Origin of the sequence: Actinomadura sp. NTSP31, from assembly GCF_041951385.1 — a bacterium.
GTDB classification, from domain to species: Bacteria; Actinomycetota; Actinomycetes; order Streptosporangiales; family Streptosporangiaceae; genus Spirillospora; species Spirillospora napierensis.
The window spans coordinates 130,074-156,608 of record NZ_JBGNUT010000014.1 but is presented as its reverse complement, the minus strand read 5'-3'; the positions used below and the strand labels follow the sequence as shown (position 1 = coordinate 156,608).

The 26,535-nt window shown below is 72.4% G+C and carries 24 protein-coding genes and 1 tRNA gene; 15 read left to right on the top strand and 10 right to left on the bottom strand.

The genetic code is table 11. The features are described 5' to 3' along the window. Nucleotides 1-286: 286 nt before the first annotated feature. Nucleotides 287-2,566 (bottom strand): hypothetical protein, encoded by a 2,280-nt coding sequence (locus ACA514_RS24270; protein WP_375043515.1) that lies wholly within the window; start codon nucleotides 2,564-2,566, stop codon nucleotides 287-289. 186 nt (nucleotides 2,567-2,752) lie between these two features. On the opposite strand from ACA514_RS24270, the gene ACA514_RS24265 reads away from it, so the two are divergent. The 3 genes from ACA514_RS24265 (at nucleotide 2,753) to pheA (ending at nucleotide 5,671) form a co-directional block, all read left to right on the top strand. Beyond that, a complete protein-coding gene (locus tag ACA514_RS24265) occupies nucleotides 2,753-4,165 on the top strand; it encodes a glycosyltransferase 87 family protein (protein ID WP_375043514.1) in 1,413 nt (470 codons plus the stop codon). After that, nucleotides 4,165-4,641 carry a DUF4446 family protein gene (locus tag ACA514_RS24260; RefSeq protein WP_375043601.1) on the top strand — a complete coding sequence of 159 codons (477 nt, stop codon included), beginning with the start codon at nucleotides 4,165-4,167 and terminating at the stop codon, nucleotides 4,639-4,641. Before ACA514_RS24265 ends, ACA514_RS24260 begins: the two co-directional genes overlap by 1 nt. Before the next feature lie 91 nt (nucleotides 4,642-4,732). Next, nucleotides 4,733-5,671, top strand: a complete 939-nt coding sequence (gene pheA, locus ACA514_RS24255; RefSeq protein WP_375043513.1) for a prephenate dehydratase — start codon at nucleotides 4,733-4,735, stop codon at nucleotides 5,669-5,671. A 27-nt stretch (nucleotides 5,672-5,698) separates the two neighbouring features. Here the strand turns inward: pheA and ACA514_RS24250 are convergent, their stop codons facing one another. Together ACA514_RS24250 and ACA514_RS24245 are read right to left on the bottom strand one after the other, a co-directional pair. Further along, a complete protein-coding gene (locus tag ACA514_RS24250; protein WP_375043512.1) occupies nucleotides 5,699-6,595 on the bottom strand; it encodes an RNA polymerase sigma-70 factor in 897 nt (298 codons plus the stop codon). Further along, a complete protein-coding gene (locus ACA514_RS24245) occupies nucleotides 6,592-7,683 on the bottom strand; it encodes an NAD(P)/FAD-dependent oxidoreductase (RefSeq protein ID WP_375043511.1) in 1,092 nt (363 codons plus the stop codon). The genes ACA514_RS24250 and ACA514_RS24245 overlap by 4 nt, the downstream gene beginning before the upstream one ends. 207 nt (nucleotides 7,684-7,890) lie before the next feature. Here ACA514_RS24245 and ACA514_RS24240 point away from each other — a divergent pair, with 207 nt between their 5' ends. From ACA514_RS24240 to serS, 4 genes are all read left to right on the top strand, one after another. Next, complete coding sequence (locus ACA514_RS24240; RefSeq protein ID WP_375043510.1) at nucleotides 7,891-9,486, top strand: hypothetical protein; 1,596 nt, start codon at nucleotides 7,891-7,893, stop codon at nucleotides 9,484-9,486. Between the two features lie 8 nt (nucleotides 9,487-9,494). After that, entirely contained in the window at nucleotides 9,495-11,132 is a 1,638-nt protein-coding gene (locus tag ACA514_RS24235) for a hypothetical protein (RefSeq protein WP_375043509.1), read from the top strand. Between the two features lie 14 nt (nucleotides 11,133-11,146). Further along, complete coding sequence (locus ACA514_RS24230; RefSeq protein ID WP_375043508.1) at nucleotides 11,147-11,971, top strand: class I SAM-dependent methyltransferase; 825 nt, start codon at nucleotides 11,147-11,149, stop codon at nucleotides 11,969-11,971. Between the two features lie 67 nt (nucleotides 11,972-12,038). Then, complete coding sequence (gene serS / locus ACA514_RS24225) at nucleotides 12,039-13,298, top strand: serine--tRNA ligase (RefSeq protein WP_375043507.1); 1,260 nt, start codon at nucleotides 12,039-12,041, stop codon at nucleotides 13,296-13,298. Between the two features lie 47 nt (nucleotides 13,299-13,345). On the opposite strand, the gene ACA514_RS24220 is transcribed toward serS, so the two are convergent. Beyond that, nucleotides 13,346-14,233, bottom strand: a complete 888-nt coding sequence (locus ACA514_RS24220) for a tyrosine-protein phosphatase (RefSeq protein WP_375043506.1) — start codon at nucleotides 14,231-14,233, stop codon at nucleotides 13,346-13,348. A 197-nt stretch (nucleotides 14,234-14,430) separates the two neighbouring features. Between ACA514_RS24220 and ACA514_RS24215 the strand changes: the two genes are divergently transcribed. Next, nucleotides 14,431-15,234 (top strand): HAD family hydrolase, encoded by an 804-nt coding sequence (locus ACA514_RS24215; protein WP_375043505.1) that lies wholly within the window; start codon nucleotides 14,431-14,433, stop codon nucleotides 15,232-15,234. A 46-nt stretch (nucleotides 15,235-15,280) separates the two neighbouring features. On the opposite strand, the gene ACA514_RS24210 is transcribed toward ACA514_RS24215, so the two are convergent. After that, the gene (locus ACA514_RS24210) at nucleotides 15,281-15,826 is read right to left on the bottom strand and encodes a bacterial proteasome activator family protein (protein WP_375043504.1); all 546 of its coding nucleotides are present in this window, start codon (nucleotides 15,824-15,826) and stop codon (nucleotides 15,281-15,283) included. Between the two features lie 13 nt (nucleotides 15,827-15,839). Next, nucleotides 15,840-16,796 (bottom strand): NAD(P)H-quinone oxidoreductase, encoded by a 957-nt coding sequence (locus tag ACA514_RS24205; protein WP_375043503.1) that lies wholly within the window; start codon nucleotides 16,794-16,796, stop codon nucleotides 15,840-15,842. Nucleotides 16,797-16,976: 180 nt separating this feature from the next. Between ACA514_RS24205 and ACA514_RS24200 the strand changes: the two genes are divergently transcribed. The 4 genes from ACA514_RS24200 (at nucleotide 16,977) to ACA514_RS24185 (ending at nucleotide 19,921) form a co-directional block, all read left to right on the top strand. Then, nucleotides 16,977-19,133 (top strand): AAA family ATPase, encoded by a 2,157-nt coding sequence (locus ACA514_RS24200; protein ID WP_375043502.1) that lies wholly within the window; start codon nucleotides 16,977-16,979, stop codon nucleotides 19,131-19,133. 37 nt (nucleotides 19,134-19,170) lie between these two features. After that, nucleotides 19,171-19,548: a signal peptidase I gene (locus ACA514_RS24195; protein ID WP_375043501.1), complete on the top strand. Its 378-nt coding sequence runs from the start codon at nucleotides 19,171-19,173 to the stop codon at nucleotides 19,546-19,548. A gap of 42 nt (nucleotides 19,549-19,590) precedes the next feature. After that, nucleotides 19,591-19,679: transfer RNA gene (locus tag ACA514_RS24190), tRNA-Ser, on the top strand. Nucleotides 19,680-19,756: 77 nt separating this feature from the next. Continuing rightward, nucleotides 19,757-19,921, top strand: a complete 165-nt coding sequence (locus tag ACA514_RS24185; RefSeq protein ID WP_375043500.1) for a hypothetical protein — start codon at nucleotides 19,757-19,759, stop codon at nucleotides 19,919-19,921. A gap of 79 nt (nucleotides 19,922-20,000) precedes the next feature. On the opposite strand, the gene ACA514_RS24180 is transcribed toward ACA514_RS24185, so the two are convergent. Further along, nucleotides 20,001-20,723 (bottom strand): M15 family metallopeptidase, encoded by a 723-nt coding sequence (locus ACA514_RS24180; protein WP_375043499.1) that lies wholly within the window; start codon nucleotides 20,721-20,723, stop codon nucleotides 20,001-20,003. A gap of 207 nt (nucleotides 20,724-20,930) precedes the next feature. Between ACA514_RS24180 and ACA514_RS24175 the strand changes: the two genes are divergently transcribed. Then, nucleotides 20,931-21,356 carry a hypothetical protein gene (locus ACA514_RS24175; protein WP_375043498.1) on the top strand — a complete coding sequence of 142 codons (426 nt, stop codon included), beginning with the start codon at nucleotides 20,931-20,933 and terminating at the stop codon, nucleotides 21,354-21,356. A 7-nt stretch (nucleotides 21,357-21,363) separates the two neighbouring features. Here the strand turns inward: ACA514_RS24175 and ACA514_RS24170 are convergent, their stop codons facing one another. Then, complete coding sequence (locus ACA514_RS24170; RefSeq protein ID WP_375043497.1) at nucleotides 21,364-21,822, bottom strand: MarR family winged helix-turn-helix transcriptional regulator; 459 nt, start codon at nucleotides 21,820-21,822, stop codon at nucleotides 21,364-21,366. Nucleotides 21,823-21,921: 99 nt separating this feature from the next. Between ACA514_RS24170 and ACA514_RS24165 the strand changes: the two genes are divergently transcribed. After that, nucleotides 21,922-22,923 carry a pirin family protein gene (locus ACA514_RS24165; protein WP_375043496.1) on the top strand — a complete coding sequence of 334 codons (1,002 nt, stop codon included), beginning with the start codon at nucleotides 21,922-21,924 and terminating at the stop codon, nucleotides 22,921-22,923. A 387-nt stretch (nucleotides 22,924-23,310) separates the two neighbouring features. Here the strand turns inward: ACA514_RS24165 and ACA514_RS24160 are convergent, their stop codons facing one another. Continuing rightward, a complete protein-coding gene (locus ACA514_RS24160; protein WP_375043495.1) occupies nucleotides 23,311-23,604 on the bottom strand; it encodes a hypothetical protein in 294 nt (97 codons plus the stop codon). A 251-nt stretch (nucleotides 23,605-23,855) separates the two neighbouring features. Here ACA514_RS24160 and ACA514_RS24155 point away from each other — a divergent pair, with 251 nt between their 5' ends. Beyond that, nucleotides 23,856-25,175: an XRE family transcriptional regulator gene (locus tag ACA514_RS24155; protein ID WP_375043494.1), complete on the top strand. Its 1,320-nt coding sequence runs from the start codon at nucleotides 23,856-23,858 to the stop codon at nucleotides 25,173-25,175. A gap of 60 nt (nucleotides 25,176-25,235) precedes the next feature. On the opposite strand, the gene ACA514_RS24150 is transcribed toward ACA514_RS24155, so the two are convergent. After that, nucleotides 25,236-26,360 carry a serine hydrolase domain-containing protein gene (locus tag ACA514_RS24150; protein WP_375043493.1) on the bottom strand — a complete coding sequence of 375 codons (1,125 nt, stop codon included), beginning with the start codon at nucleotides 26,358-26,360 and terminating at the stop codon, nucleotides 25,236-25,238. Between the last annotated feature and the right edge of the window lie 175 nt (nucleotides 26,361-26,535).

Genomic DNA, 26,535 nt, shown 5'->3' with positions numbered 1-26,535 from the left:
CTGCTGGCGCGCGGCCTCCCCAAGGAGGACGCGCTCGCGGAACTGCCGGGGCGGGCCGCCAACCGGCGGATGGCCGCCGCGCTCGTGCTGGCCTGGCTGCTCGCCGCGCCCTACGTCCTGCCCTGGTACGACGGGTTCGGCTGGGCGCTGCTGGCGCTGCTCCCCTGGTCGCGCATCGACTGGATCCTGCTGGCCCACACCGCCGCGCTCAGCCTCGCCTACCTTCCCGCGCGCGCGCCGCAGCGCATCGGGATGCCGCACGACCTGTCGTGGCTGTTCACCGTGGTCAGGCCGACGGTGATTCCGTGGACGCTTCTCGCGGTGCTCGCGGCCTTGGCTGTTCAGTGCCTTCGTCCAGGTCGATCTCCAGCGAGCGCACCCCGGCCGCGAGCATCAGCGGGGTCGCCAGGCTGAAGGCCACCGACAGGATCACCACGCCCGAGTCGTTCACCAGCGTCCCGATGATGCCGACCGCGAGCGCGCAGATCAGCGCCGGGCGCATCGTCCAGCTGTGCTGGTAGGCGCGGTGCAGCAGGGACACCGCCCGCCACCGCGTCGGGCGCGCCAGCACGAAGAACAGGAACACGAGCGCGGCGGCCAGCGCGAGGGTGAACGGCCAGTACCCGAGGCTGTTCAGCATGGCGTTGAACTTGCGGGTGACGACGTCCCAGGCGTTGCCGTCCATCAGGTCCTGCCAGAACCGGCCCATGTGGGTCGGGTTGGCGCTGCGCGAGTTCCACCACGAGATCGCGAGCACCAGCGCGACCCCGGCCACGCAGAACGCGCCGAGCTTCACCGGCGACACCCGCTTGCCGGTGATCATCATGCCGAGCATCGCGAACGCGGGGGTGATCGCGATGACGCCGCCGAAGTCGCTGCCCCACGCGGGCAGCCCGTCCACCGCGACGGTGAGCAGCCCGACCGCCGCGACGAGCGCCACCGCGGTGCCCTTCGCGCGGCGGGACGCGCCGAGCAGGCCGCCGGGGTCGGGCTCCGCGCGGTGCCGGCGCAGCGGGAACTCGCAGATCCACGCCGCCGTCAGGATCGCGGCCACCGCGAACAGCGAGAACGCCTGGTTGCCGAACCCGTAGAAGCGCCCCGCGACCAGCGCCGTGTACCCCATCAGGGTGTTGAGCTGCAGCGACGAGCCCGTCATCACGTCCAGCGCGAGGACGGCCGCGGTGACCGCGGTGATCACCAGGCCGGGCAGGAACGTCGACCGGCGCCACGGGCCGGCCAGCGCCACGCCCGTCATCAGCCCCGCGAAGCCGAGCACCGTGCAGATCAGCACCGGGGTCGGGTGCGGTGCCCGCCACCACGGCATCAGCCCCGCCAGGAACGACGCGCCCGGCGCCGCTCCCCCCAGCAGCGCGATCACCCGCGTGCCGCCGAGGATCCGGGACCGCGTGCCCGGGTCGTTGCCGAGCCGCCGCAGGGCCAGCGCCGCGATCCCGTACAGGACGAGCTGCGTCGCGAACAGCACCCAGTAGAAGGAGGTCTGGACGGCCCGGATCGCCTGCGCGGCGACGTCCTCGTCCTCCAGCGCCTCGACGCGCTTCGCCGTGGAGTCGCCGGAGTGCTCGGCCTTCCAGGCCGACCCGACGGCCTGCCGCGGCTCCTTGAGCCCGAGCTGCTTCAGCGCCGTGGACGTCAGGTCGGTCAGCGTGGCCAGGCCGTCCTGGCGGGTGGCGCCGGAGGTCAGGAAGCCGGGGCCGTAGCCGGCGCCCTTCGCGATCGCCACCCGCAGGTGCGGGTTGACGCCGGTGTCGGACAGGCCCGCGACCAGGACCGTCGTCCCGGCCGGGATCCCCTTCAGCACCTGCGCGACGCGGCGGTCCGCGGCGGACGCGGCGGCGGCGCGCTTGTGCTCGGAGACCGGCACCTGGTCGCCGTGCGTGTCCACGCCCGCGCTGATGTAGGCGCGGAACACGTCGTCGACGTCGACGGCGGCGAGCTGGCAGCGGGCCCAGTCGGCGGGCGTCGCCCGGTCGGTGGACGGGATGTAGTGGTCGACCCGGCCGCCGCCGTCGCCGGCGCCGAACACCGCGCCGGCGCCGACGGCCAGGGTGCAGCCGCCGGCCGCGTGCACCGCGTCGCCGAGCAGCCCGGTCTGCGCGTGGTAGCCGGTGCCCGCGTTGTCGCTCTTGATCGCCGGCCAGCCGGGCGCGATCGCGCCGCCGGCGGGCGGCTGGCCCGTGGGGGAGGGCTGGCCCGGCAGGATCGGGTTCGGCGGCAGCGCGCAGTCGCCGTGCGCGAGGCGCGACCGCTGGCCCGCCGAGAGCGTCAGCCAGCCGTCGGTGGGGCAGGTGCTGGTGCGCGTCGTCCGGACGCTGAGCCCGCCGGCGGAGCCCTCGCCGGTCAGTTTCCACAGGGCGGGGGTCGTCTCGGCGCTGATGTCGCTCCACATCAGGCCCGGAACCCCGATGACCACGACCCGGCCGTTGATCACGGTGGTTGTGGCAGCGGGCGCCGTCGCCGCGCTCGCCGCCGACGGGATGAGCACGGCGGTCAGCAGAGCCACGACGGCGGCGACGAAAATCCCGACATTCGCCCCCCGCTGCGTCATGGCGCTCAGGTTACAAGAGCTTCACCCCCGCCCGCCGGGCGTCCGGACGGCCCCGGGCCGCGCCCGGACCGTTCCCGGACCGCGCCGGACGCCCGGCGCGGCGGGGCGCGCCGGGTGCATATCCTTCGGGCGGGGGCCGCCCGATCGGGCCGGGCCCGGTGGGCCCGATCACACCAGGATGTGGGGATGCGAGCAGTCAGCGGGGCGCGCGACGAGGTCGGCCGGCCCGGATCCGCGCAGGCCGGAGGCCCGCCGCGGCGCGGGCGGCGGTCGCCGCTGGACGCGCTGATCATGCTCGCCGGGGTCGCGGTCGCGGTGGCCGCCGCCGCGCCGATCGTCTCGCGGTGGCTCTACAACCAGCCCGACCAGCGGCTCGTCGACCTGGAGGTCTACCGCGAGGGCGGGCTCGCGGCGCTGCGCGGCGCGCCCCTGTACGACTTCCTCACCCAGCCGCCGCAGCTGCTGCCGTTCACCTACCCGCCGTTCGCCGCCGTCCTGGCCGTCCCGTTCACGCTGCTGTCGTGGCGGGCCGCGCAGTGGGCGTGGACGGCGCTGATCTACGCCGCGCTGGTGATCGCCGTCTGGTACGCGTTCCGCGACCTGATCCGCCGCACCGGGCGCTGGGCGCCGCTGGTGCTGGGCGTGCTGGTCGCCGCCATGGCCTGGCTCGACCCGGTCCGCGACCAGGTCCGGTTCGGCCAGGTCGGGCTGTTCCTGCTGGCGATGTGCCTGGCCGACTGCTGCACCCGGTCGGCCCGCTGGCCGCGCGGGCTGCTGGTCGGCCTCGCGCTGGCGATCAAGCTGGTGCCGGGCGTCTTCCTGATCTGGTTCCTGATCACCGGGCGCCGGGACGCGTTCGTGAACGCGCTGGTCACCGCGGTGGTGGCGACCCTCGGCGCCTTCGCGGTGCTGCCGCACGACTCGGCCGGCTACTGGTTCGGCGCGCTGCTGCAGGGCGGCGACCGCACGGGCGCCGTCGACGGGACGACCAACCAGGCGATCAACGGGATCGTCGCGCGGCTCATCGACCAGGGGCCCGCCCGGACGGCGGTGTGGCTCGTCCTCGCGCTGCCCATGGCCTACTTCGGCTTCCTGCTGGCCCGCAGGGCGACTTATACGGCGGACGTGCTGGTCGGCCCCCGTCCGGCGGTCACCGGGCGGATCGGCACCGATCACTGGGCCGCCGCCGACCCCCGGTCGGGCGCGAGCGCCTACAGCCTGCTGCTCGCCGGGGTCGCGATCACCGGCCTGCTGTCCGTGCTGCTGTCCCCGGTCGGGTGGATTCACCATCTTGTGTGGATGATCCCGGTCGCCGGGGCTCTGGTGGGGGATGGGCGAGACACGCGAAGATGTCTGTCCGGCCTGGCGATCTGGATCTTCTTCCTCTTCCCGCTGCCCTGGTGGGGGGCGCACCTGTCCGGCCGCGGACACGCTCCGATCGCCCGTGTCTGGGGGAGTCTGGAGCGCGACGCGTTCGGCCTGGCGGCGATCGCCGCCGTCCTCGTCCTCGGGATCTGGCTGCCGAACCGCCTCGGCCGCCAGATCGGTCGCGAGGATCCTTCGCAACGCGCGGCCGAGGTCGGTACGCTCGCCACGTGATGCTTGTCGCGGTGGCCGTCGCCGGCCTGGTCGCCGGGGTGGCCGGGCTATCCATCGCGGTGGTGGCCCACAACCGGGTGAACCAGGTCGTCGACGAGTGCGGGGAAATGCTCAGGCGCCAACTCCAGGTCGCCTCGGGCGAGGTCGACGAACGCGCACTGCGCGACCTCGCCATCGTGCATTACGACGCGCTCAAGGAGATGTCGGGGCACCGGTCCTTCTCGTTCGCCGTCCTCAACGCCGTCGGGGACGGCGTCGTGGTCAGCTCGATCAACGGGCGCACCGAGACCAGGACCTACGCCAAAGCCGTCCAGGGAGGGCACCCCGTGGAGATGCTCTCCCCCGAGGAGAACCAGGTCCTGCGCGCCGCGCGCCTGGGCAAGGGGCCCATCGTGACGATGGACGACCCGCTGCCCGACTTCGGCGGCAGCGGCGGCGCCGGCGGGGGCGACCGCACCCCGTCCGCCCGCGCCTGACGGCGAGGGCCCGGCGCGGCGGGAAGTACACTCGTCTCTTCCGGCACCGCAGAAGCAGGTGCCCCGCCGACCGCGCCCTCGGGGGATCTTCGTGACCGCAGAAACCAGGCCCGCACGCTACGCCTACCTGGGTCCGCAGGGCACGTTCACCGAGGCCGCGCTGATGTCGCTGCCCGGCGCCGCCGAGGCCGACCAGCTCCCGCTCGCCACCGTCCCCGCCGTGCTGGACGCGCTGCGCCGCGGCGAGGCCGACTCCGCCGTCGTCGCGCTGGAGAACTCCGTCGAGGGCTCCGTCCCCACCACGCTGGACGAGCTGGCCACCGGCGAGCCCCTCCAGATCGTCGCCGAGGTCCACCTGCCGGTGTCGTTCGCGCTGCTGGTGCGGCCCGGCACGTCCCTGTCCGACATCAAGTCCGTCGCCTCGCACCCGATCGCGCAGCCGCAGTGCCGCCGCTGGCTCGCGGGCAACGTCCCGGACGCCGAATGGCGCGCCGCCACGTCCAACGCCGAGGCCGCCCAGCACGTCGCCGACGGCCACTACGACGCCGCCCTCGCCGGCTCGTTCGCCGCCGCCCGCTACGGCCTGGCCGTCCTCGCCGAGGACATCCACGACGTCGCCGACGCCGTCACCCGCTTCGTCCAGCTGCGCCGCCCCTGCTCCCCGCCGCCCCCCACCGGCATGGACCGCACCAGCGTCGTCGCGTTCATCGGCGAGGACCACCCGGGCGCGCTGCTGGAGATCCTCACCGAGTTCTCCGTGCGCGGCATCAACCTGACGCTGATCCAGTCCCGCCCGACCGGTGCGGGCCTCGGCTCGTACCGGTTCTGGATGGACTTCGAGGGCCACGTCGACGACGCCCGCGTCGGCGAGGCGCTGATGGGCCTGCGCCGCATCTGCGCCGACGTCCGCTTCGTCGGCTCCTACCCGCGCGCCGACCGGGTCCGCCCGGAGATCCGCCGCGGCACCCACGACAACGACTTCACCGAGGCCGCCGCCTGGCTCAGCACCATCCGCACCGGCCACGCCTGATCCGCGGCCCCGGCCGCCCCGCCGCCATCAGTGCAAGGTGATCGGGTTCTCGGACTCGATATGGGTCAGCTTTTCGGGGTTGCGGACGTAGTAGAGGCCGGTGATGCGGGCGTCCTCGACGCGGAACGCCAGGACGCCGTCGAGCTCGCCGTCCACGCGCATGACGAGCGCCGGGTTGCCGTTCACCACGGTGTGCTGGGCGCTGATCGTGCTCCTGGTCTTGCCGATGCCGCCGATGATGAAGCGGGCGACCTTGCCGGCGCCGCTGATCGGCCGCAGCGCGGCCTGCTTGACGCCGCCGCCGTCGCTCACCAGGACGATCTCCGGCGCGAGCACGTCGAGCAGGCCCTGGAGGTCGCCGGTGTGGAGAGCGCGCTGGAACGACTCCATGACCGCCCGCGTCTCGCTCGCCGACACCGTCTCCCGGGGCCGGCGGGCATCGACGTGCCGGCGGGCGCGGTAGGCGATCTGCCGGACGGCCGCGGGGCTCTTCCCGACCGCCTCCGCGATCTCCTCGTAGCTCACGTCGAACGCCTCGCGCAGCACGAAGACGGCGCGCTCGGTCGGCGACAGCGTCTCCAGGACGAGCATCAGCGCCATCGACATGCTCTCGGCGAGTTCGGCGTCCTCCGCCACGTCCGGCGTGGTGAGCAGCGGCTCGGGCAGCCAGGGGCCGACGTACGCCTCCTTGCGCCGCGTCATCGTGCGCAACCGGTTGAGCGCCTGCCGGGTCGCGATCCGCACGAGGTAGGCGCGCTGGTCGCGGACCTCCGCCAGGTCGACCTTGACCCACCGCAACCAGGTCTCCTGAAGCACGTCCTCGGCGTCGGCCGCGGAGCCGAGCATCTCGTACGCGACGGTGAACAGCAGGTTGCGGTGGGCGACGAAGGCCTCCGTCGCCGGGTCGGCGGTGGGATCGCTCACTTGCCCTTGTCCTTCGATCCGGGGAGGCCGGTGGCGCCGATCCCGGTGCGGGCGCTCCACCCGGCGCTGCGGACCACCAGCTCCTTGGTCATGGCGCCGGGACGTCCGGCGAGGTACTGCCGCCGCGGGCTGTCGTCCCGGCGGGACAGCTGGATCACGCCGTCGCGGCGGCCGAGGCTGACGCACGTGGCGACGTACTCGACCGAGTACGGCTTGAGCGCGCGGCCGTTCGCCAGCCGGGCGAGCGTGTCGGCCGCGTGCACGCCCTGCGGCTCGGCGGTCTGGCAGGACATGCGGGAACCGGGGACGGCGGCGCAGTCGCCGACGGCGAGGATCCGCGGGTCGCTCACGCTGCGCAGGTACTCGTCCACGACGACGCGGCCCCGCTCGTCGACCTCCAGGCCGCTCCGCGCCGCCAGGTCGGGAACGCCGCCGATCACGGCCCACAGGGTGACGTCCGAGGCGAGTCGATCTCCGGACCGCAGCGCCACCGTCCCGGCCTCCACCTCGTCCACCGCGTCCTCCAGCACCGACACCTTCAATCGTTCCAGGCCGGCGCGCACCCGCCTGCGGGCCCCCTCCGAAAGGCTCGTGGCGAAATCCCGCCCGACGAGCCGGACCTTCAGGTCGGGACGGGCGTAGGCGACCTCGGCGGCGGTCTCGATGCCGGTCGGCCCGGCGCCGACGACGGTCACCGCACCGCCCGAGCCCAGGCCCGCCAGCGCCGCGCGGGCCTGCTCCGCCCCTTCCCACGTCCCGACCGGGACGGTGCCCGCCAGGGGCGACAGCGTGCTCCCGACGGCCAGGACCAGGTAGTCGAAGTCCAGGGTCTCGCCGCCGTCGAGGACCACGGCGCCATCGCCGATCTTCTCCACGGCCGCCCGCCGCGAACGGACGCCCTTGCGCAGCACCTCCGCGAGCGGCGTCGCCGCCTTCCCCGTCCCGGCCAGCTGCTGGTGCAGCCGCACCCGCTGGACGAAGTCGGCCCGCGGGTTGACCACCGTGATCTCCGCACCCGGCACCTTCTTCGCCAGCCGGTTGGCCGCGAGCGTCCCTGCGTATCCGGCACCTGCTACGACAACCTTCATGTCCGCCTCCTCCGTCAGAGTGGGTTCGCACATGAGACACCGCGGCCGGCCCCCGCATAACAACGCCGCGAGTGACCCGCGTCACGCCGCGTAGCCGGACGCGGAGGGTGACCGAAATGTGATCAGCGGCCTTACCGGGCGCGACAACCGCCAGTGGATCTTGGACGTCTCCTGATCGTTTCCTGAACGCCGCGGAGAGGCCCTTCCTTGCGCCGAACGTCGTCCCTCCTGGCCACCGCCGCCCTCACGGCCTCGGCCCTGCTCGTCCCCGCCACCGCCCACGCGGACGCCACCGACCTCACGGCGACCACCACCTTCGATCCGCTCGATCCTGCCCGGGTCGCCACGTTCGAGGTCACCGCGAAGTCGGCGAGCGGGGTCACCGACGTCCATGCGAACGTGCGGTACGGCTCCAGCACGGCCGAGCCCTACGCCACGATTCCGTTCACGCGGACCGGAGGAACGGACAACGACGGCGTCTGGCATGGCGAGTTCCATCCCGACATCCAGGCCCGCCCCGGGGCGGACTACGTCGAGGTGCTGGTCACCACGGCGGACGGGGCCACGCGGAAGCGGATCACCGGGTTCTGGGACTGCTACACGACGACGATCGACGGCTTCACCAGCGCGCCCGACGTCATCGACGCCGATCACCCGGACGTGACGCTGCGCGGCCGGGTCATGCTCCAGAAGAGCCGCGACGTCGCGCCGGAGCCGGCGCCCGGCGCGCGGGTCACCGGAGCGGGGCCCGACGTGACGACGGGTGCGGACGGCTCGTTCGTCCAGCAGGCCACCGGGGAGGCGGCTCCGCGGAGCGAGGTGCCCCGGCAGGGGGCGCTGTGCCCGGTGACCGTGAAGGCGAACACGACCGTCCGCAAGCAGGCGACGGTGACGTCCGGTCAGATCGTTTCGATCAATCCCTATGCCGACCGCGCCGACGTCGTCGTCCGGGGAAGGGTGGTCCGCCAGGGCGCCGCCGGTGCCGTCCCCGTTTCCGGCCAGGAGGTGGCGGCGGTCCTCGACGCGGGAACGCCGAGCGCCGCCTCCCTGACCAGGGACAAGACGGCCGCGGACGGGACGTTCGAACTGCGGTTCACGGCCCTGCGGTCCGGCGCGCTGAGCCTCAGGACGGGCGACACGTCCTTCCTGACCGGCGGGTCCGCCGATCTCGGGCGTCTGGACATCCGGCGGACGACCCGGTTCGACGATTTCAGGATCACGCCGCAGGTCGTCGGTTACGACGCCCTGCTGTACGCCTACGGCTACCTGCGCGACTACTCCGGCGTCAGCCTCCCGGACAGGCCGGTGGTCCTGGAGTTCTCGACCGACAAGAAGACGTGGAGGCAGGCCTCCACGGTCAGGACCGAAGACAACGGTGCGATCTACCTCTCCGACGCGTCCTTCAAGAAGGACGGGTACTGGAGGGTGCGGTTCGCCGGCGGCCCGAAGTACGCGCCTGTCGTCAGCGCTCCCCAGTACGTCGACGTCCGCTATCGGACCTGGATTTACAGCTTCAACGCTTCTCCTGAGCCGGTGACGAAGGGAAAGACCATCACCGTCAAGGGGCAGTTGTTCCGGTACATGGACAAGGAGATGCCGGGGCCGAACGCGCCGGTGTCGATCTACTTCAAGCCCACCGGTTCCACGACGTGGACCCAGGTGGCCGTGGTGAAGACGGCCTCCAACGGATGGTTCAGCAAGAACTTCACCGCGTCCAAGGACGGCACCTGGATGGCCGCCTACACCGGCAGCGCGAACTATCTCGCGTCCAACAAGCCCAGCGACTACGTGGATGTGCGATGAAGAGTCGGATGCGCCGCTTGCTGGCGCTGTTCACGGGGCTGATGACGGTCGCGGTGCTCGCCGTCGCGCCGCAGGCCCAAGCGGCGGACTCCCCGAACATCCGGTCGGTGCGGCTGCTGTCGCCGGGGGCGACCACGCAGATCGAGGTGGCCGCCGTCTCGCAGAGCGACATCACGAAGGTGCGCGCCGTCTTGCGGACGCTCGGCGGCGGGCCCGAGACCGTGCCGGTGGACGACTTCGAGCTGGTCGGCGGCACCGCCAAGGACGGCGTGTGGCGGACGACGTCGCCGGTGACGGTGGCGCAGGGCCGCTGGACGGTGGACGTCGAGCTGACGAACGCCGCCATGACGCGGAACCTACCGCGGCGGGTCATGATCGACAACGGGCTGGACAGCGAGCTCGCGGAGGTGGCGGTCTCGCCGGCCGCGGTGGACGTGGACCATCCGCAGGTGACCTTCCGCGCCCGGCTGCTCGCGAGGAATCCCGACGGCACCGAGACGCCGGTCGCGGGTGCCTGGCTCCAGGTCGCCCAGCCGGACGGGCAGAGCGTCACGGCGGTGACCGGCGCGGACGGGCGCGCCGAGGGGACCGCCGTCTTCACGGCGCCGGACGAGGTGGTCGTGGTGTTCGGCGGCGACTTCCTGCACCGGCCGGTGCGGAGCGCGGCGATCCCGGTCACCAAGGAGCGGCTCAAGACCCGGATCAGCTTCGCGATCAAGGGCCGGCTCATCGTCGGCGACACGGTGACGGTCACCGGCAGGCTCGAGCGGCAGGACCGCGCCGGGGCGTGGGCGCCGCTGGCGGGCAAGCAGGTGAACCTGCAGTTCGACAAGGCGACCGGCGGCGACTGGCACACGATCGCCACGCCGACGACGGACGGGAACGGGGTGTACGGCGTTCCCGTCCTGGTCACCGATGACGGTGCCTTCGACGTCTCCTTCGGCGACGATCCCGTCGACCACTCCGACGACTACTACAACTACGTGGGGTCGTCCGCCGGCTCGAACGTCCTCCAGGTCGGGTACCGGACGTCCATTACCGGTTTCGACGCCGGTCCGGAGCCGGTCGGCCGGGGCGACATGGTCACCGCGACCGGGCGAGTGCTGTGGAAGCACGCGGACGGCCGGTGGGGCGACGGTCCGGCCGCCGACGTCTACCTGCAGTTCTCCACGGACAAGAAGAAGTGGACCGACGCCGGCGCGCTGTCCGTCAGCGGTGACGGCCGCTTCTCCATTCCGGGGCGCGCGACACGGGACGGGTACTGGCGAACGGTCGTCCGGGAAGACGGTTACCTGCTGGTGCCGTCCACGAGCCCGGCCGACTACGTGGACGTCCGGTACCGCACGAAGTTCCTCGACTTCACCGCGAGCCCGGAGCCGGTCGTCAAGGGCCGCACCGTCACCATCGTGGGGACGCTCTACCGGGAGACCACCAAGTGGACGAACTTCGGTAAGCAGAAGGTGTCGTTCTACTTCCGGCCCAAGGGGTCGACCAAGTGGACGTATCTGGGCGCCGTCACGGCTGACGGGTTCGGTCGGTTCCGGAAGGGGTTCAAGGCGTCCAAGGACGGCACGTGGCGTGCCTACTACGGCGGTTCGTCCGCGTACGTGAAGGCGTTCAGGGACGACTACGTGGACGTGCGTTAGCGTACGCTGCCGTCGTGGCCGACTTTGATCTTTACGAGCGCGAGTTGTGGGCCGGGCGGGCCCCCGCGTACGAGCGGGGGTTCGCCCGGCTCACGCGGTACATGGTCGGGCCCCTGCTGGACGCCGCGGGCGTCGCGGCGGGGACCCGCGTGCTCGAGGTGGGGACGGGGCCGGGCCTCGTGGCCGCGGAGGCGGTGCGGCGGGGCGCGGAGGTGTCCGCGCTGGACGCCGACCCGGGCATGGCGGAGGCGGCGCGGCGGAACGTGCCGGGGCTGGACGTGCGGGTGGCGGTGCTGCCGGACGTGCCGTTCCCGGACGGGACGTTCGACGCGGTCGTCGGCAACTTCGTGATCAATCATGTCGGCGCGCCGGACGTGGCGCTCGCCGAGCTGCGGCGGGTGCTGCGGCCGGAGGGGCGGCTGGCGCTGAGCTGCTGGGTGATGCCGGGCGTCGGCGCGCTGGCGGTGGTCCGGGACGCGATCGACGCGGCCGGGGTGCCGTGGCCGGACGACATCCCGCCGTCGCCGTTCATGGAGTACGGCGAGGCGATGGCGTTCCGGCGGCTGGTGGCGGAGGCGGGTTACGCGGACGTGGCGGTCGAGGAGGTGACCTGGGAGCACCTCGTCGACCCGGAGGAGTGGTGGGAGACGGGGGCGCTAGCCGGGGTCGGCAGCAACGGCGTCGCCGTGAGCCGGCAGGACGAGAAGACGGTGGCGCGGATCAAGGCGGAGTACGACCGGCTCGTCGCGGGGTACGCCCTGCCGGAGGGGTCGGATCCGGATCTGGACGGCCAGGTGGCGCTGCCCGCGCACGCGCTGCTGGCGAGCGCGCTGCACTGACGGCACGACCGGCCGGACCGCGATACTCGCGCGCGAGGGAGGGGTCCGGGCCGGTAGCCTCGGGTCTGTGATTGACCTGCGAGCTCTTCGAGAGGATCCCGAGCGGCTGCGCGCCTCGCAGCGCGCCCGCGGTGAGGATGACGCCGTCGTCGACCGGCTGCTGGACCTGGACGGGAGGCGGCGCTCCGCGCTGACCTCGTTCGAGCAGCTGCGCGCCGAGCAGAAGAGTTTCGGCAAGTCGGTGTCGCGGGCGCAGGGCGACGAGCGGCAGGCCCTGCTGGCCCGCGCGAAGGAGCTGGCGCAGCAGGTCAAGGAGCGCGAGGCGGAGGCCGACCGGCTCGGCGAGGAGCTGGACGCGGCGCTGAAGGGCGTCCCGAACCTCATCGAGGACGGCGTTCCGGCGGGCGGCGAGCAGGACTACGAAGTCCTGGAGCACGTGGGCGAGCCGACGGCGTTCGACTTCGAGCCGAAGGACCATCTGGAGCTGGGCGAGGGCCTCGGCGCGATCGACATGGAGCGCGGCGCGAAGGTGTCGGGCGCGCGGTTCTACTACCTGACCGGGGTGGGCGCGCGGCTGCAGTACGCGCTGCTGAACCTGGCGATGGAGCAGGCGGTCGCGGCCGGGTTCGTGCCGATGTACCCGCCGGTGCTGGTGAAGCCGGAGGCGATGGAGGGCACCGGGTTCCTCGGCGCGCACGCCGCGGAGGTGTACCAGCTCCCGCAGGAGGAGCTGTACCTGGTGGGCACGTCGGAGGTGCCGCTCGCCGCGTACCACATGAACGAGATCATCGACGAGCTGCCGCGGCGGTACGTGGCGTGGTCGTCGTGCTTCCGCCGGGAGGCGGGCTCGTACGGCAAGGACACGCGCGGCATCATCCGGGTCCACCAGTTCGACAAGGTGGAGATGTTCTCCTACTGCGATCCGGCCGACGCGCATGCCGAGCATCTGCGGCTGCTGGAGTGGGAGAAGGAGATGCTCGCGAAGTGCGAGCTCCCGTACCGGGTGATCGACACGGCGGCGGGCGACCTCGGGGCGAGCGCGGCGCGCAAGTTCGACTGCGAGGCGTGGGTGCCGACGCAGAACACCTACCGGGAGGTGACGTCGACGTCGAACTGCACCGAGTTCCAGGCGCGGCGCCTGTCGGTGCGGTACAAGGACGCCGACGGGAAGAACCAGCCGGTGGCGACGCTGAACGGGACGCTCGCCACGACGCGGTGGATGGTCGCGATCCTGGAGAACCATCAGCGGGCGGACGGTTCGGTGCGCGTCCCGGAGGCGCTGCAGAAGTTCCTGGGCCTGGAGGTCCTGGAGCCCGTCAAGCGCTGAGAAGCCGATGAGGGAGGGCCCGTCCGCATGGGGACGGGCCCTTTCGCTTACCGGAGCAGTTGCTTGCGCAGGGCGGCCTGGGTGGCGGCGTCGATGCCGAGGCCTTTGGTGAGGAACGCGTCGAACGTCCCGAAGTCCTTCTTGATCTGGTCGAAGGCGGAGTCCAGGTAGGAGGCGCGGACGGTCAGGAACGGCTCGACGAGGGCCGGGTCGATGCCGAGCTTCTCCAGTTGGGCGAGCTCGGCGGCGTTCTGGTCGGCGAGTTCCTGGTTGGAGCGCAGGTAGTCGCCGTACACCTGGGTCTTGTCGACGCCGAGTGCGGTGAGCAGGACCGCGGTCATGACGCCGGTGCGGTCCTTGCCCTCGGTGCAGTGGTAGAGGACGGGCCCCTTGGCGGACGCGATGCGCTTCAGCGCCGCCGCGAACTGCTTGCGCGAGTCGGGGTCGTGGACGAATCCGCGGTACGACAGCGCCATGAACTCGCCGGGCTTGTCCTGCGCGAGGATCGCCTTGAGGAGTTCGGGCACCATCGTCAGCAGCGTCGGGGAGAAGGCGTTGATGTTCGCGGCGACGGGGGTGACGCCGGTGGGCAGCTTGTCGGCGCCGGACATGCCGACCTCGAGCTGCGAGCGGAAGTCGACGGAGGCCGTCAGGCCGAGCCGCTGGAGCTGCGCGACGCCGGTCGCGGTGACCTTGCTGAGCGACGCGGACCGGTAGACGGCGCCGTAGCGGACGTGCCGTCCGTCCCGGGCCGTGTACCCGCCGATGTCGCGGACGTTGACGGCGCCGTCGACCGTGACGCCGTGGACGGTGGAGGCGGTCCGGGCGGCGGTCGCGGGGGCGGCCGACGCGGCGGGGGCCTGGAGGGCGAGAGGGGCCAGCGCGACGGTGCCCGCCAGGGCGGCCGACACCAGACGGGGGGTTCTGCGGGTCATGGGCAGCGCCTTCCGCACGCGGGGGGAGAGAGCGAACGTGAAGAAGATTCGGGTGACCACACCCTAGGTGGGGGACGGAGGGGACGGAAGGGGCATGGCGCGAACAGGACGCGAACGGCGGCCGGCGCGGAGCGACCGGGCGGACCGCCCGTCGGACCCGTCGCCTAAGGTGAGTCCCGGATGTACTGGAAGGTGACATGACCGAACCCACGCCGCGCGTGATCGCCACCGACCTCGACGGCACGATCGTGCGCTCCGACGGGACCATCTCCGCGCGCACCGTCGCCGCCCTCGCGCGCGTCGAGCGCGCCGGCGCGATGCTCGTCATGGTCACCGGCCGCCCCCCGCGCTGGATGGCGGAGATCGCCACCGCCGTCGGCCACCGCGGCCTGGCCATCTGCGCGAACGGCGCCCTCGTCTACGACCTGCACACCGAGACCGTGGTGCACGCCCGGCAGATCGCGCCGGGCGCGCTCGCCGAGGCCGTCGAGCGGCTGCGCGGCGTCTCGCCCGAGTTCCGCTTCGCCGCCGAGTACCCGACCGGGTTCGTGTTCGAGCGCAGCTACGACCTGTCGGGCTGGGACGCCGAGGCGCTCGGCGGCCGTCCCGTCGACGCCGCGGAGCTGGTCGCCCTCCCGAGCACCAAGCTGCTCGCCTTCCACCCCGACGCCGACCCCGACGAGCTCGCCGCGCGCGCGGAGAAGGCCGTCGGCGACCTGGTCACGGTGACCCACTCGTCCGGGCGCGGGCTGCTGGAGATCAGCGCGCACGGCGTCACCAAGGCCAGCGCCCTCGAAGCGCTGTGCGCCGAGCACGGCCTCGGCGCCGCCGACGTCACCGCGTTCGGCGACATGCCCAACGACCTGCCGATGCTCTCCTGGGCGGGCACCTCGTACGGGGTCGCGAACGCGCACCCGCTCGTGCTGGCCGCCGTCACGCACACCACGTCCCGCAACGACGACGACGGCGTCGCGCAGGTCCTGGAGCGCCTGTTCCCGTGACGACGGCCGCACCCGCCGCGGCGGGTGCGGCCGTCCCGGAACGTCTTTACAGGTAGGGGCCGGACGAGCGCGGTCCGGGCTCGTCCTGCTGGTCCATGCCCTGCGGCATCATCCCGGCGGGCAGCGCGCGGCGCATCTGCTCCAGCTGGGCGCGCGCCGCCATCTGCTGCGCGAACAGCGTCGTCTGGATGCCGTGGAACAGCCCCTCCAGCCAGCCGACCAGCTGCGCCTGCGCGATCCGCAGCTCCGCCTCGCTCGGCACGGACTCCTCGGCGAACGGCAGCGACAGCCGCTCCAGCTCCTGGACCAGCTCGGGGGCCAGGCCGTCCTCCAGCTCCTTGATGGACGACTGGTGGATCTCGCGCAGCCGGGCCCGGCTCGCCTCGTCCAGCGGAGCGGCCTTGACCTCCTCCAGCAGCTGGCGGATCATCCCGCCGATCCGCATCACCTTCGCGGGCTGCTCGACCATCTCGGTGATCGACTTGCCCTCGGACTCGCCGCCGTCGCCCGCGCCCTCCAGCGCGATGCCGTTCGGCCCCACCACGAGGACGTGCGGTTCCTGTTCCGACTGGTTCTTCGAAGGCTCGCTCATAACTCCCTCATCCTCACACGGTCAGCAGGATCTTGCCGACGTGTCCGCTCTGCTCCATCAGCCGGTGCGCCTGCGCGGCGTCCGCCATCGGGACGCGCCGGTCGACGACCGGGCGGACGTCCCCCGACTCCAGCAGCGGCCAGACGTGCTCGCGGACGGCCGCCACGATCTCCGCCTTCTCCTCCAACGGACGGGACCGCAGCCCCGTTGCGTGCACGGCCGCCCTTTTGCGCAGCAGCGCGCCCAGGTCCAGTTCCGCCTTCGCGCCGCCCTGCAACCCGATGACCACCAGCCGCCCGCCCGTCGCGAGGGCCTCGACGTTGCGCGCCAGGTACTTCGCGCCGATCGAGTCCAGGATCACGTCGTACGGGCCGCTCTCGACGAAGTCGTCCTCGCGGTAGTTGACGACGACGTCGGCGCCCAGCTCGCGGCAGCGCTCCGCCTTCTCCGCGCTGCCGACGGTGCACGCCACCCGCGCGCCGCGCGCCTTCGCCAGCTGGATCGCCAGGGTCCCGATGCCGCTGCCGCCGCCGTGCACCAGGAACGTCTCCCCGGCGCGCAGTCCGGCGGTCATGAACACGTTCGAGTACACCGTGCAGGCCACCTCCGGCAGCCCCGCCGCGTCCACGAGGTCGACGCCGCGCGGGACGGGCAGCACCTGCGAGGCGGGCGCCGCGACGCGCTCGGCGTAACCGCCGCCCGCCAGCAGCGCGCACACCTCGTCACCCTCGGTGAAACCCGTCACACCGGCGCCGAGCGCGGCGATCCGTCCCGACACCTCTAGCCCGGGGTACGGCGAGGCGCCCTCGGGCGGGTCGTAGAAGCCCATCCGCTGCATGACGTCGGCGCGGTTCACCGCGCTCGCCGCCACCTCGACCAGCACCTCGCCCGGCTTCGGCTCGGGATCGGGCACCCGCGTCCACTCCAGGACGTCGGCGTCCCCCGGCTCGCGAATCACGATCGCATGCATACCGGTCACGCTACCGGGCGCCGGACGGGCGCCGCCGACGGCCGGTCGGACCGCCTCCGCGGGGGCAATGTGGATCTACTGAGGTGATGCGTGGTATTGACGCGCGGGTATCCTGCGTGGGGGCCGATTTGCCCTCCTGCTCCGTAATGATCATCAGAGGTGTGCCCGAGGGGAGAAGCGGTGGCGAGGAACGAGCACGACGGGCGTTCCCTGGAGGAGCGGCTGGCCTCTCTTGACGCGATGAGCGGCGAGACGACGGGGCCGTCCGCCGCCGTCCCGCCGGCCGCCACCGAGGGCGGGCAGCCGCCTCCCGAGCAGCCCGCGCAGCCCGCGCAGCAGGCGGCGGGCCAGGTGCCGGGCCCGCAGGGGCAGGCGGAGGGCGCGCCGGCCGAGCAGGGGCAGCAGGGGCAGCAGGGGCAGCAGCCCGAGCAGTTCGCGCACGACCCGAACGCCAACCCGTGGCTGGCCGCGCCGCCGCCGATCCCCGGCGCGGAGAACTTGGCGCCCGAGTCGTTCGGCCCCGAGTCGTTCGGCCCCGAGTCGTTCGGCCCCGAGTCGTTCGGCCCTGAGGGGTTCGGCCCGCCGCCGCCCGCCCCCGGGCCGGGGCAGAACCTTCCTCCCTACGACGGCGGCCCCATGCCGCAGCCGTTCGAGGGCGGCATGCTGCCTCCGCCGTACGCCGCCGCGTACCAGCCGTTCGACCAGCGGCAGTCCTGGGAGACCGGGCCGGCACCGCAGCAGCCGTACGACGCGGGCAACGGTCAGGGGCAGGGCCAGGGCGCGCCGCCGCTCGACCAGCTGCCGCCGTACGTTCCCGACCAGCCGTTCCCGCCGCACGACCCCAACGCCGTCCAGCCGCCCTACCCGGCCGAGCAGGGCGGCGCCCAGCCCTTTCCGCAGGACCCGAACGCGGGCCAGCCCTTTCCGGGCGACCCCAACGGCGCGCAGCAGTTCCAGCACGACCCGAACGCGCAGCCGTACGCGCAGGACCCGAACGCGCAGCAGTTCCAGCAGGACCCGAACGCGAACGGACTGCCGTACACGGTCGACCCGACCACCGGGCAGCCCTACGCGCAGAACCAGGGCGGCCAGCCGTACCCGGTCGATCCCACCACCGGCCAGCCCTTCCCCGTAGACCCGGCCACGGGCCAGCCGTACTGGGTCGATCCCACCACCGGCCAGGCCTATCCGATCGACCCCAGCACGGGACGGCCGTACGGCATCGACCCCAGCACCGAGCGGCCGTACGCGCAGATGCCGCCGAACGGCGACGTCGGACCGGCCCAGCAGGGCTACGCCCACCCGCAGCAAGGCCCCGGGCCGTACCAGCAGGTCCCGCCCGGCCAGCAGCAGTACCCGGGGCAGCCGCAGCAGCCCGACCCGAAGAGCTCCGAGAGCCTCAGCTCCGAGAACCTGCTCGGCGAGCGCCGCATCGCGCCGTCGTCGGGCTGGCGGCGCGCCGTCTACAAGGCCACCGGCGGCAGCCTCCACCCGGGCGAGTCGCAGGGCGAGCTGCGCCGCAAGGACCTGATCGGGCGGGCCCGCACCCCCGTCACGAACGGGCACCACCGCGTCGCGGTGATGTCGCTGAAGGGCGGCGTCGGCAAGACCACCACCACGACCGGGCTCGGCTCGATGCTCGGCTCGCTGCGCGGCGACCGGGTCATCGCGGTGGACGCCAACCCCGACCGCGGCACGCTGTCCGACAAGGTCCGGCTGGAGACCGCCGCGACCGTCCGCGACCTGCTCAACAGCCGCGACAAGATCCACCGCTACGCCGACGTCCGCGCGTTCACCTCGCAGAACCCCGCGCGGCTGGAGGTCCTCGCCTCCGACCGCGACCCGGCGGTCAGCGAGGCGTTCAGCGCCGAGGACTACGCCGCCGTCGCGGTCGTCCTGGAGCAGTACTACTCGATCTGCATCACCGACTGCGGGACGGGCCTGCTGCACTCGGCGATGGCCGGCGTGCTGAGCCTCGCCGACCAGCTCGTCCTGGTCAGCTCCCCGTCGGTGGACGGCGCCCGCTCGGCGAGCGCGACCCTCGACTGGCTGGAGGCGCACGACCACGGCCACCTGGTCCGCAACGGCGTCGTGGTGCTGTCGATGGTCCGCAACCGCACCCGCAGCCAGGTCGACCTGGACAAGCTGCAGGCGCACTTCGAGAGCCGCTGCCGCGCCGTCGTCCGCATCCCCTACGACGACCACCTGGAGGAGGGCGCCGAGGTCGAGCTGGAGCAGCTCGCCCAGGCGACCCGCGAGGCCTATCTCAACCTCGCGGCGGTCGTCGGCGACGGCTTCGCCTACCCGCGCCCCGACCGTCCCGACCCCTCCGCCTGACCCGGCCCGCGCACCGCCGCCGCTAGAGTCGCGTCCCGTGGAGGGCGACGAGCAGGGCATCTACGTGGGCAAGGCCGCCGCGGACGCGGCCGGCGACCGGGGCTGGCTGCTGGGCCACTTCAAGCCGTCCGGCGACCTGCGGCACAGCAACGAGGTCGAGGTCAAATGGGGCGTCCACCCCAAGGACGAGCGGCGCGCGCAGTGGACCAGCGGCGAGAAGCGCACCGCGCTGCTCGTGCTGATCAGCGGCCGTTTCCGGCTGGAGTTCCCGGGGCGCGACGTGCTGCTGGCCGAACCCGGCGACTACGTGGTGTGGGGGCGCGGCGTCGACCACTCGTGGCACGCCGAGGAGGAGTCCGTGGTGATGACGGTCCGCTGGCCGTCCATCCCGGGATATGCGGTCGAGGGCGTCTAGGAGGACCGCTATCGTGGGCCGTGGCCACCGGGGCGTGGCCGAGGAGAGTTCGCATAGTGGACTAGTGCAGGCGCCTTGAAAGCGCCCAGGGCTGGGGACAGTCCTCGTGGGTTCGAATCCCACACTCTCCGCGCGTTCGTGCATTGCCGGGCCTGCTGCCGTGGAAAGCGCCCGAATCGGGCGGAATGCATCCGTTACTCTCTTCGGCATGTCACAGACACCGAATGATCCGGCAGGCACCACCCACCAGTTCCAGAACTTCGCCAACCGCGCGCCGGCCGAGAAGGCCGGTCCGAACATGGCCCTCGTCGTCGGCCTCGCCGTCGTCGCGGTCATCGTCGTGGTCGGCGTCGTCGCCGTCATGATGGTCTGACCCCGGGCAGCCGCCCGCGCGGACGCGACGGCGCGTCCATCCCCCGTGCGCGGGCCCGCCGGCCGATGACCGGGCCGGGTCAGCGGCCGTTGCTGCTGAAGTGCTGGTAGTCGCGGGCGCCGCTCCATTCGCCGCCCCAGCCCCAGCCGATCGAGGCGAACGCCTTCACCACCCTGTCGCCGGCGTGGATGACGCCGGGCGCCCTGCTCTTGCGGTTCGCGTACTTCCTGCAGTCCTTGTGGGCGACGTGCCCGTCGGCGTACACGTACGGGTTCTCGCAGGTGTTGAGGTCGACGGCGAGGCCGAAGGCGTGCTGGGAGAACGAGCTGGACCCGGTGGCGTTGCGGCAGTTGAACGCGGAGGTGTTGCCGGCCTCGATCGAGTCGAAGTCGCTGCCCTTGTACTTGTCGACCGGCTCCATGCGCCGGATCGGGTAGCGCATGCCGTAGAGCTTGCGGAACACCGTGACGAGGTCGCCGGCCGCCTTGGCGTTGACGACGAGCTGCCCGTTGTCGTGCGGCTTGCCGTCCATGCCCCAGTAGGTCATGTCGATCCTCCGGAGGCCGGACGGCGCGACCGGGCAGCCCCTGTGCCAGGAGTACTTCAGGTCCCCGGCGGTGACCTTCTCGATCTTCGCCTGGAACTTCTGGTTCGTCGGCTTCGCGGACGGCGCGGCCGAGGCGGTCCCGGTCCCGGTCGCGGTCGCGGTCGGCGGCGTGGCGGGCGACGCCGTCCCGGACTTGCCGCCGTCGTCGGATCCGTTGCCGCATCCGGTCGCGGCGGTCGACACGGCGATGAACACGGCGGCGAAAGCCGCACTGCGGAGTGGCCCTCTAGCTGGCATCTTTGCAGGATGGCACGTCGCATGGCCTTCGCGTTGGACCTCGGATTCGCTACGGTGCGTTTGACGGCGTGTCCGCCGGAAAGGGGCCGGGGCGGACGGGCCGCGAACGTCGCCTACCTCGCCGGGCATGTCGCCCCGGCATCCGCCGGCCCTCAGGGAGCCGGAATGGCGGATCCGCAGGAGAGGGACGCTCCGAGCCTCGAGGACGAGATCTTCGCCGTGGCGCAGAGCGTCCAGGAGGAGCCGGAGCCGGCGCATCCGCGGCTGCGGCTGCGCTCGGAGCGGGCGCTGGGCATCGCCGAGCGCACCCGGTCGCTGAACGGCCGGGAGGTCGGCGCGATCGCGGCGGGGTTCGGCCTGTTCGTGTTCGTCGACTTCGTGATGATGTACGCGCCGCTGATGACGAGCCGGCGGCCGAGCCTGCTGCCGCAGTTCGTCACGCTGCTGGTGCTGGCGTTCGGGCTGGGCGGCCTGCTGATGTGGAAGGTCGGCGGCCGGTGGCGGCCGTTCGGCGCGGGGATGATGCTGGCGTGGGTGTTCCTCACCCTGGTCTCGGTGGGGTTCCTGACCGGCGTGTCGGTCACCCTGTAGCCGCCGGTCAGGTGGCGCCGAGCCGTTTGAGGACGGCGCTGAAGGCGCGTCCGACGGCCTCCAGGTCCTCGGGCTCGATCACGTCGATGAGGTACTCGCGGACGACCTCGACGTGGTCGCGGGCGGCGCGTTCCAGCGTCGCGAAGCCGTCGTCGGTCAGCTGCGCGTAGACGCCGCGCTTGTCGGTGCCGCAGTTGTCCCGCTTGACCAGGCCCTTGGACTCCAGCCGGGAGCAGGTGTGCGACAGCCGGCTGCGCGACTGGCTGGCGTTCTCGGCGAGCTCGGCCATCCGCAGCCGGTGCTCGGGCGCCTCGGAGAGCCGGACGAGGATCTCGTACTCCGACACCGAGAGGCCGTGCCGGGTCTTCAGGTCGCGGTCCATCAACTCGGTGAGCCGGGCGCTGCCGTCCACGTACGCCCGCCAGTCGCGCTGCTGGGCGGCATCGAGCCAGCGTGGTTCGCTCATGCCGATCAGTATAGTGGGGGAATAGTTGAAGCATCAACTAACTTGGAGAAGGGGAAGCCCGCCCCTGCCGCGGACGGGCCCCGACCGACGGAGGACCCCATGCCAGCCGTGATGGCCGACCCGCTGACCCTGCCCCGGCTGCCGCTGCTGCCGGACACCGGCACCGACTGGCGCCGCGTCGCGAAGATCGTCACCGCGAAGCGGCACCTGGAGGGCGAGGGCTTCGAAGTCCGGCGCCCGTTCCCGGGCATCGACCTGTCGCTCGCCGACCCGTTCCTGCTCCTCGACCACATGGGCGCCGTCGAGTACGCGCCCGGTGAGGCGAAGGGCACCCCGTGGCACCCGCACCGCGGCTTCGAGACCGTCACCTACATCATCGACGGCGCCTTCCAGCACCAGGACACCACCGGCGGCGGCGGCCTCATCTCCGACGGCGCCACCCAGTGGATGACGGCCGCGTCCGGCATCCAGCACATCGAGCAGCCGCCGCCGGAACTGGTCGCCAAGGGCGGGCTGTTCCACGGCGTCCAGCTCTGGGTGAACCTGCCGCGCGCGCAGAAGTGGGTGGAGCCCCGCTACCAGGACATCCAGGCCCGCGACGTGAAGCTGCTCGCCGCCGACGACGGCTCCTCGCTCGTCCGGGTGATCGCCGGCTCGCTCGCCGGGCACGACGGCCCCGGCGTGACCTACACGCCGATCAACTACCTGCACGCCACCGTCGCGCCCGGCGCGCGGCTGACGCTGCCGTGGCCGCGCGACTTCAACGCGATGGTCTACGTCCTGTCCGGACGCGGCACCGCGGGCGTCGAGCAGGCCGGCCTGGACGAGGGGCAGCTCGCGGTGTTCGCGGGCTCCCACCACCAGGGCGCGCAGGACGGCCTGGTCGTCCGCGCCGCCGACACGCAGCCGCTCGCCAGCGCGAACGGCTGGGAGATCCTGGTCCTCGGCGGCCTGCCCATCCGCGAGCCCGTCGCCCGCTACGGCCCGTTCGTCATGAACACCCGCGACGAGATCGTCCAGGCGTTCGAGGACTTCCAGGCCGGACGCATGGGCACCGTCCCCGTGCCGCACCTGTCGGCCGCCGACGAGCCCCTGTCGTGATGAAAGGAGCGATGGTGCGGGGATGGGGGCCACCCCGCACCATCGCCCCGGTCTAGAAGGCGAACATCCTGCGCAACCACCCGCCCCGTCGCGGACGCGGACGCCGCCGCGACTCGGCCCGGCCCACATGTCGACAAGGCGCCACATCGGCACGCCGAACCGGCGCATAGGACGGCGGATGCTGTCCCGCCCCGATCTGGTGGAGCATCTGCGCGAGCGCCGCAGGAGTCGCCGCCTCGACGAGCCGGTCACGTCCCGCCCAATCGCGCGCGAAGGCCCACCACCGGCCCGTGAACTCGCCCCACCAGGCCGACACCCCGGGGAACCTCCGCGCCAGCTCCACCGCCACCCGCTCGGGATCGAGCTCGACGGCCGCCCACGGCGCCGTCACCGTCCCGCTCCCGTCAGGTAGCCGCGAATGAAGACGGCCGCGTCGGTGATGCGGTCGGCACGCGCGATCGGCTCGCCCCACGACGTCCAGAACCACGCGTTTCCGAAGTCCTCGGGGCGTGCGCGGCACGTGATGAGGTCGGACGCGTGTTGCGCCTCGGCGCAGCAGCCCGGAATGTCGGGGTTCACGACCCGAAGCCCGCGCGACGTCAGCTCCACCGCGAGCCGGTGCGCCGACAGATGTGCCGCAAGCGCCGCGAGCGGGTCGCCAGAGATCGTACGATTCTCCACAGCCAGGACTGCCTTCCTGGTCAGGCCCCGGCACGACGTTGCATCCGTCGTGCCGGGGCCGCCTCGTTTTCAGGGACGAGACGCGCGCCGGGCTCCTGACCACCGCCCAGGCTGCCGAAGTCCCGCCGCGCGTCTCGCTTCGTACAGTGAATCCCCGTCACACCACGTGATGGCAGTGGAGAATGGCGGAGAACCCCCGGAGAAGCCTCCGTCTCCGGGTTCTCCGGGTCAGAGCGTGAGGTGGCACGACGATGACTAGCGAGCAGCCCCGCCCGTCATGGGCCGTCCGCATCCAGGCCGAGCGCGAGGACCGCGGGTGGGGCAAGCACGAGATGGCCCGGCGGCTGATGCAGGCCGCCGGGCTGCGCCAAGGCTCGGTCGCCAACCTCGCGCGCCAGATCCTCGACCACGAGAAGGGCAGGCATTTCCCGCGCGAATGGGCGCACGCCTACGCCGCCGCCTTCGGTATGGAGCCGGACGACCTGTTTCCCGCCTCGGCCCAGGACACGGACGGTCATGATGCGGCCACGGCTGTCGTGGGTACGGTCAAGATGCCTGCCCTCGACCTTTGGGACGACGATGTGAAAAGGCGCGCCGCACTCCAGTTGATCGCAGCGATCGGCGCGGGGGCCGCCGTCCCGCCCGGCGTCATCGAGGAAGTGCTCTCCGGTATCGACCGGGTTCTCGGCCGCAGTGATGATCTTGATGATTGGGAACGAATCGTCAATGACTACGGCCATCAGATCTACCGGCGGCCGCTCGAGATGCTCGTTCCGGCGCTCACCGCCGACATCATCGCGGTAGGCGAACTACTCAAGGAGGCCCGTCCGCCGCGCGAGCAGACGGGATTGCTCCGGGCGAGCGCCGGGCTCACGGGTGTTCTCGCGGAGACGTTGGCCAAGGGCGGCGACGACCGTGCCGCCCGCCGGGCGTGGAACACGGCGCGCCGAGCGGCCGACGCGTCGGGCGACCGCATGCTGCGCGTCTGGGTGCGGGGGAGAGCCGCACAGCACGCGGGCTGGGCGGGGAGTTCGCATCGGACGCTCATGACCATGGTCGGGGACGCCGAGCAGATCGCCGACGGTGTCCCATCCTCCGGGCTCGCGCGCGCTTACGCCGCAGGTGCCTACGGAGCCGCCTCCTATGGCGACATCGACACGGCCCGCGCCAATCTCGACAAGCTGAAGCGCACATTCGAGCGTCTCTCGCCCGGTCCTGGGGAACCGACCATCCTGGACTTCCAGGAGAGCCAGCTTCACTGGAATGAGGCGTACGTTCACATCGCCGGTGGCGATAAACGAGCGGTGGCCACGGTCGAATACGCCGCGAGGCTCTACCCTTCGACCGCGAACGGGCCGCTCGTCAATCTCCACCTCATGCGTGCCATCGACCTGATCAAGCAGGGCGAGCCGGGCGTGGGAGCGGAGCTGGCCGTCACGTCGTTGGTGGGGCAGCCCCGTCCCGCCATGGCCCAGCGTCAACTGGCCGAGCAGGTCCTCGACGTTCTCCCCGGGGGCGCGCGGGCGCTTCCGGCCGCGCAGGAGTTGCGCGAACTCATCGCCGTCGCCTGACCGTGAGCACCACGCGAGTTGGCTGGAGCTCGTCTTCGACCTGATCGTCCAGGCCGGATGTCATGACGCGTCGCAGAGGGCCGTCTGGACGGCGGTCTCCATGTCGGCGTCCTGCGCGTCCGAGCCGCCCGGGTCGAGGTTGGCCATGACGGTCGCCTGCCTGCCGTCGGCCGTCGCGCCGGTCACCGTCTCGAATCCGAGCATGTCGCCGGTGTGGCCCCAGTAGACGCCGCCGCAGGGCAGCGGCCTGCTCTCCAGGCCGAGACCGTAGGCGCGGCCGTCCGCGTTGCCGGTCGAGCGGGTCTTCATCATTTCCCGCAGCTGGGCGGGGTGCAGCAGCTTGCCGCCGAGCAGGGCCCGCATGAACCGGCCGAGGTCGGTGCCGTTGGAGATCATCCCGCCGCCCGGGCCCGCGACCGACGGGTTGATCTCGGTGACGTCCAGGAGCGGCGCGTCGTCGCCCGGCCGCACGTACCCGCGCGGATGCGGGCCGGGGATCGCCGGGCTGTCACCCGGCACGGACGTCGCGTCCAGGCCGAGCGGCTCGATGATGCGCCGGCTGATCTCGTCGCCGTACGGGCGGCCGGTGACGCTCTCGATGAGCAGGCCCGCGACCAGGTAGTTCGTGTTGGAGTAGTCCCACTTCTCGCCGGGCTTGAAGACCCGGCGGTGGCCGAGCGCGATGTCCACCATCTCGCGGAGGTCGTGGTGGGCGAGCGGGTCCTTGAGGATGTCCTGCGGGGTGACGTAGTCGAGGTAGTCGGGCAGGCCGCTGGTGTGCTGGAGCAGCTGCCGGACGGTGATCCGCCGCCCGTCGTTGCCGTGCCCGCGGATGACGCCGGGCAGGTAGCGCTCGACCGGCGCGTCCAGGGCGACGCGATGCTCGCCCACCAGCTGGAGCACGGTGGTCGCCACGAAGATCTTGGTCACGCTGCCGATCCGGAAGCTGCTGTCGCGGGGGACGGGCGCGCCGCTCCGGATGTCCCCGACTCCGCTGGTCAGCACCGTGCGGCGGCCCTGCCGGTCCCGGACTTCGAGGAGCGCCCCGGGCACGCCGTCGTCCGTGGTCAGCCGTTGCAGGATCTCGGACGCCCCGGGCCGCTCGGCGGCCACGGCGGGACTCCGGTGCACGCCGGTGCCCGCCAGCGCGCCGACCGCCAGGCCCATGGCGAGTGCGCCGCCCAAGACACGCCTGTTCGAAACCATCTGTGCTCTCCTCTTCGGTCGCGAGAGCCATCACGCTAGGAATCGCGGTGCCGGACGCGCCTCACCCCCGAGAGCCAACGTCCGCATCGTGCCGGAGACCGAGGCGTGATCCGGTACCGGCGGCCACCGGCGAAACCGCGTCCGCCCATCGGCG

Excerpts from the sequence above, each read along its gene's own strand:
- ACA514_RS24220 (WP_375043506.1), bottom strand. The coding sequence starts at position 14,233 with ATGACCCGCAGAACCCCCCGTCTGGTGTCGGCCGCCCTGGCGGGCACC.
- ACA514_RS24270 (WP_375043515.1), bottom strand. The coding sequence starts at position 2,566 with ATGACGCAGCGGGGGGCGAATGTCGGGATTTTCGTCGCCGCCGTCGTG.
- ACA514_RS24260 (WP_375043601.1), top strand. The coding sequence starts at position 4,165 with ATGCTTGTCGCGGTGGCCGTCGCCGGCCTGGTCGCCGGGGTGGCCGGG.
- ACA514_RS24245 (WP_375043511.1), bottom strand. The coding sequence starts at position 7,683 with ATGAAGGTTGTCGTAGCAGGTGCCGGATACGCAGGGACGCTCGCGGCC.
- ACA514_RS24210 (WP_375043504.1), bottom strand. The coding sequence starts at position 15,826 with ATGAGCGAGCCTTCGAAGAACCAGTCGGAACAGGAACCGCACGTCCTC.
- ACA514_RS24185 (WP_375043500.1), top strand. The coding sequence starts at position 19,757 with ATGTCACAGACACCGAATGATCCGGCAGGCACCACCCACCAGTTCCAG.
- ACA514_RS24265 (WP_375043514.1), top strand. The coding sequence starts at position 2,753 with ATGCGAGCAGTCAGCGGGGCGCGCGACGAGGTCGGCCGGCCCGGATCC.
- ACA514_RS24175 (WP_375043498.1), top strand. The coding sequence starts at position 20,931 with ATGGCGGATCCGCAGGAGAGGGACGCTCCGAGCCTCGAGGACGAGATC.
- ACA514_RS24165 (WP_375043496.1), top strand. The coding sequence starts at position 21,922 with ATGCCAGCCGTGATGGCCGACCCGCTGACCCTGCCCCGGCTGCCGCTG.
- ACA514_RS24235 (WP_375043509.1), top strand. The coding sequence starts at position 9,495 with ATGCGCCGCTTGCTGGCGCTGTTCACGGGGCTGATGACGGTCGCGGTG.
- ACA514_RS24205 (WP_375043503.1), bottom strand. The coding sequence starts at position 16,796 with ATGCATGCGATCGTGATTCGCGAGCCGGGGGACGCCGACGTCCTGGAG.
- ACA514_RS24155 (WP_375043494.1), top strand. The coding sequence starts at position 23,856 with ATGACTAGCGAGCAGCCCCGCCCGTCATGGGCCGTCCGCATCCAGGCC.
- ACA514_RS24170 (WP_375043497.1), bottom strand. The coding sequence starts at position 21,822 with ATGAGCGAACCACGCTGGCTCGATGCCGCCCAGCAGCGCGACTGGCGG.
- ACA514_RS24215 (WP_375043505.1), top strand. The coding sequence starts at position 14,431 with ATGACCGAACCCACGCCGCGCGTGATCGCCACCGACCTCGACGGCACG.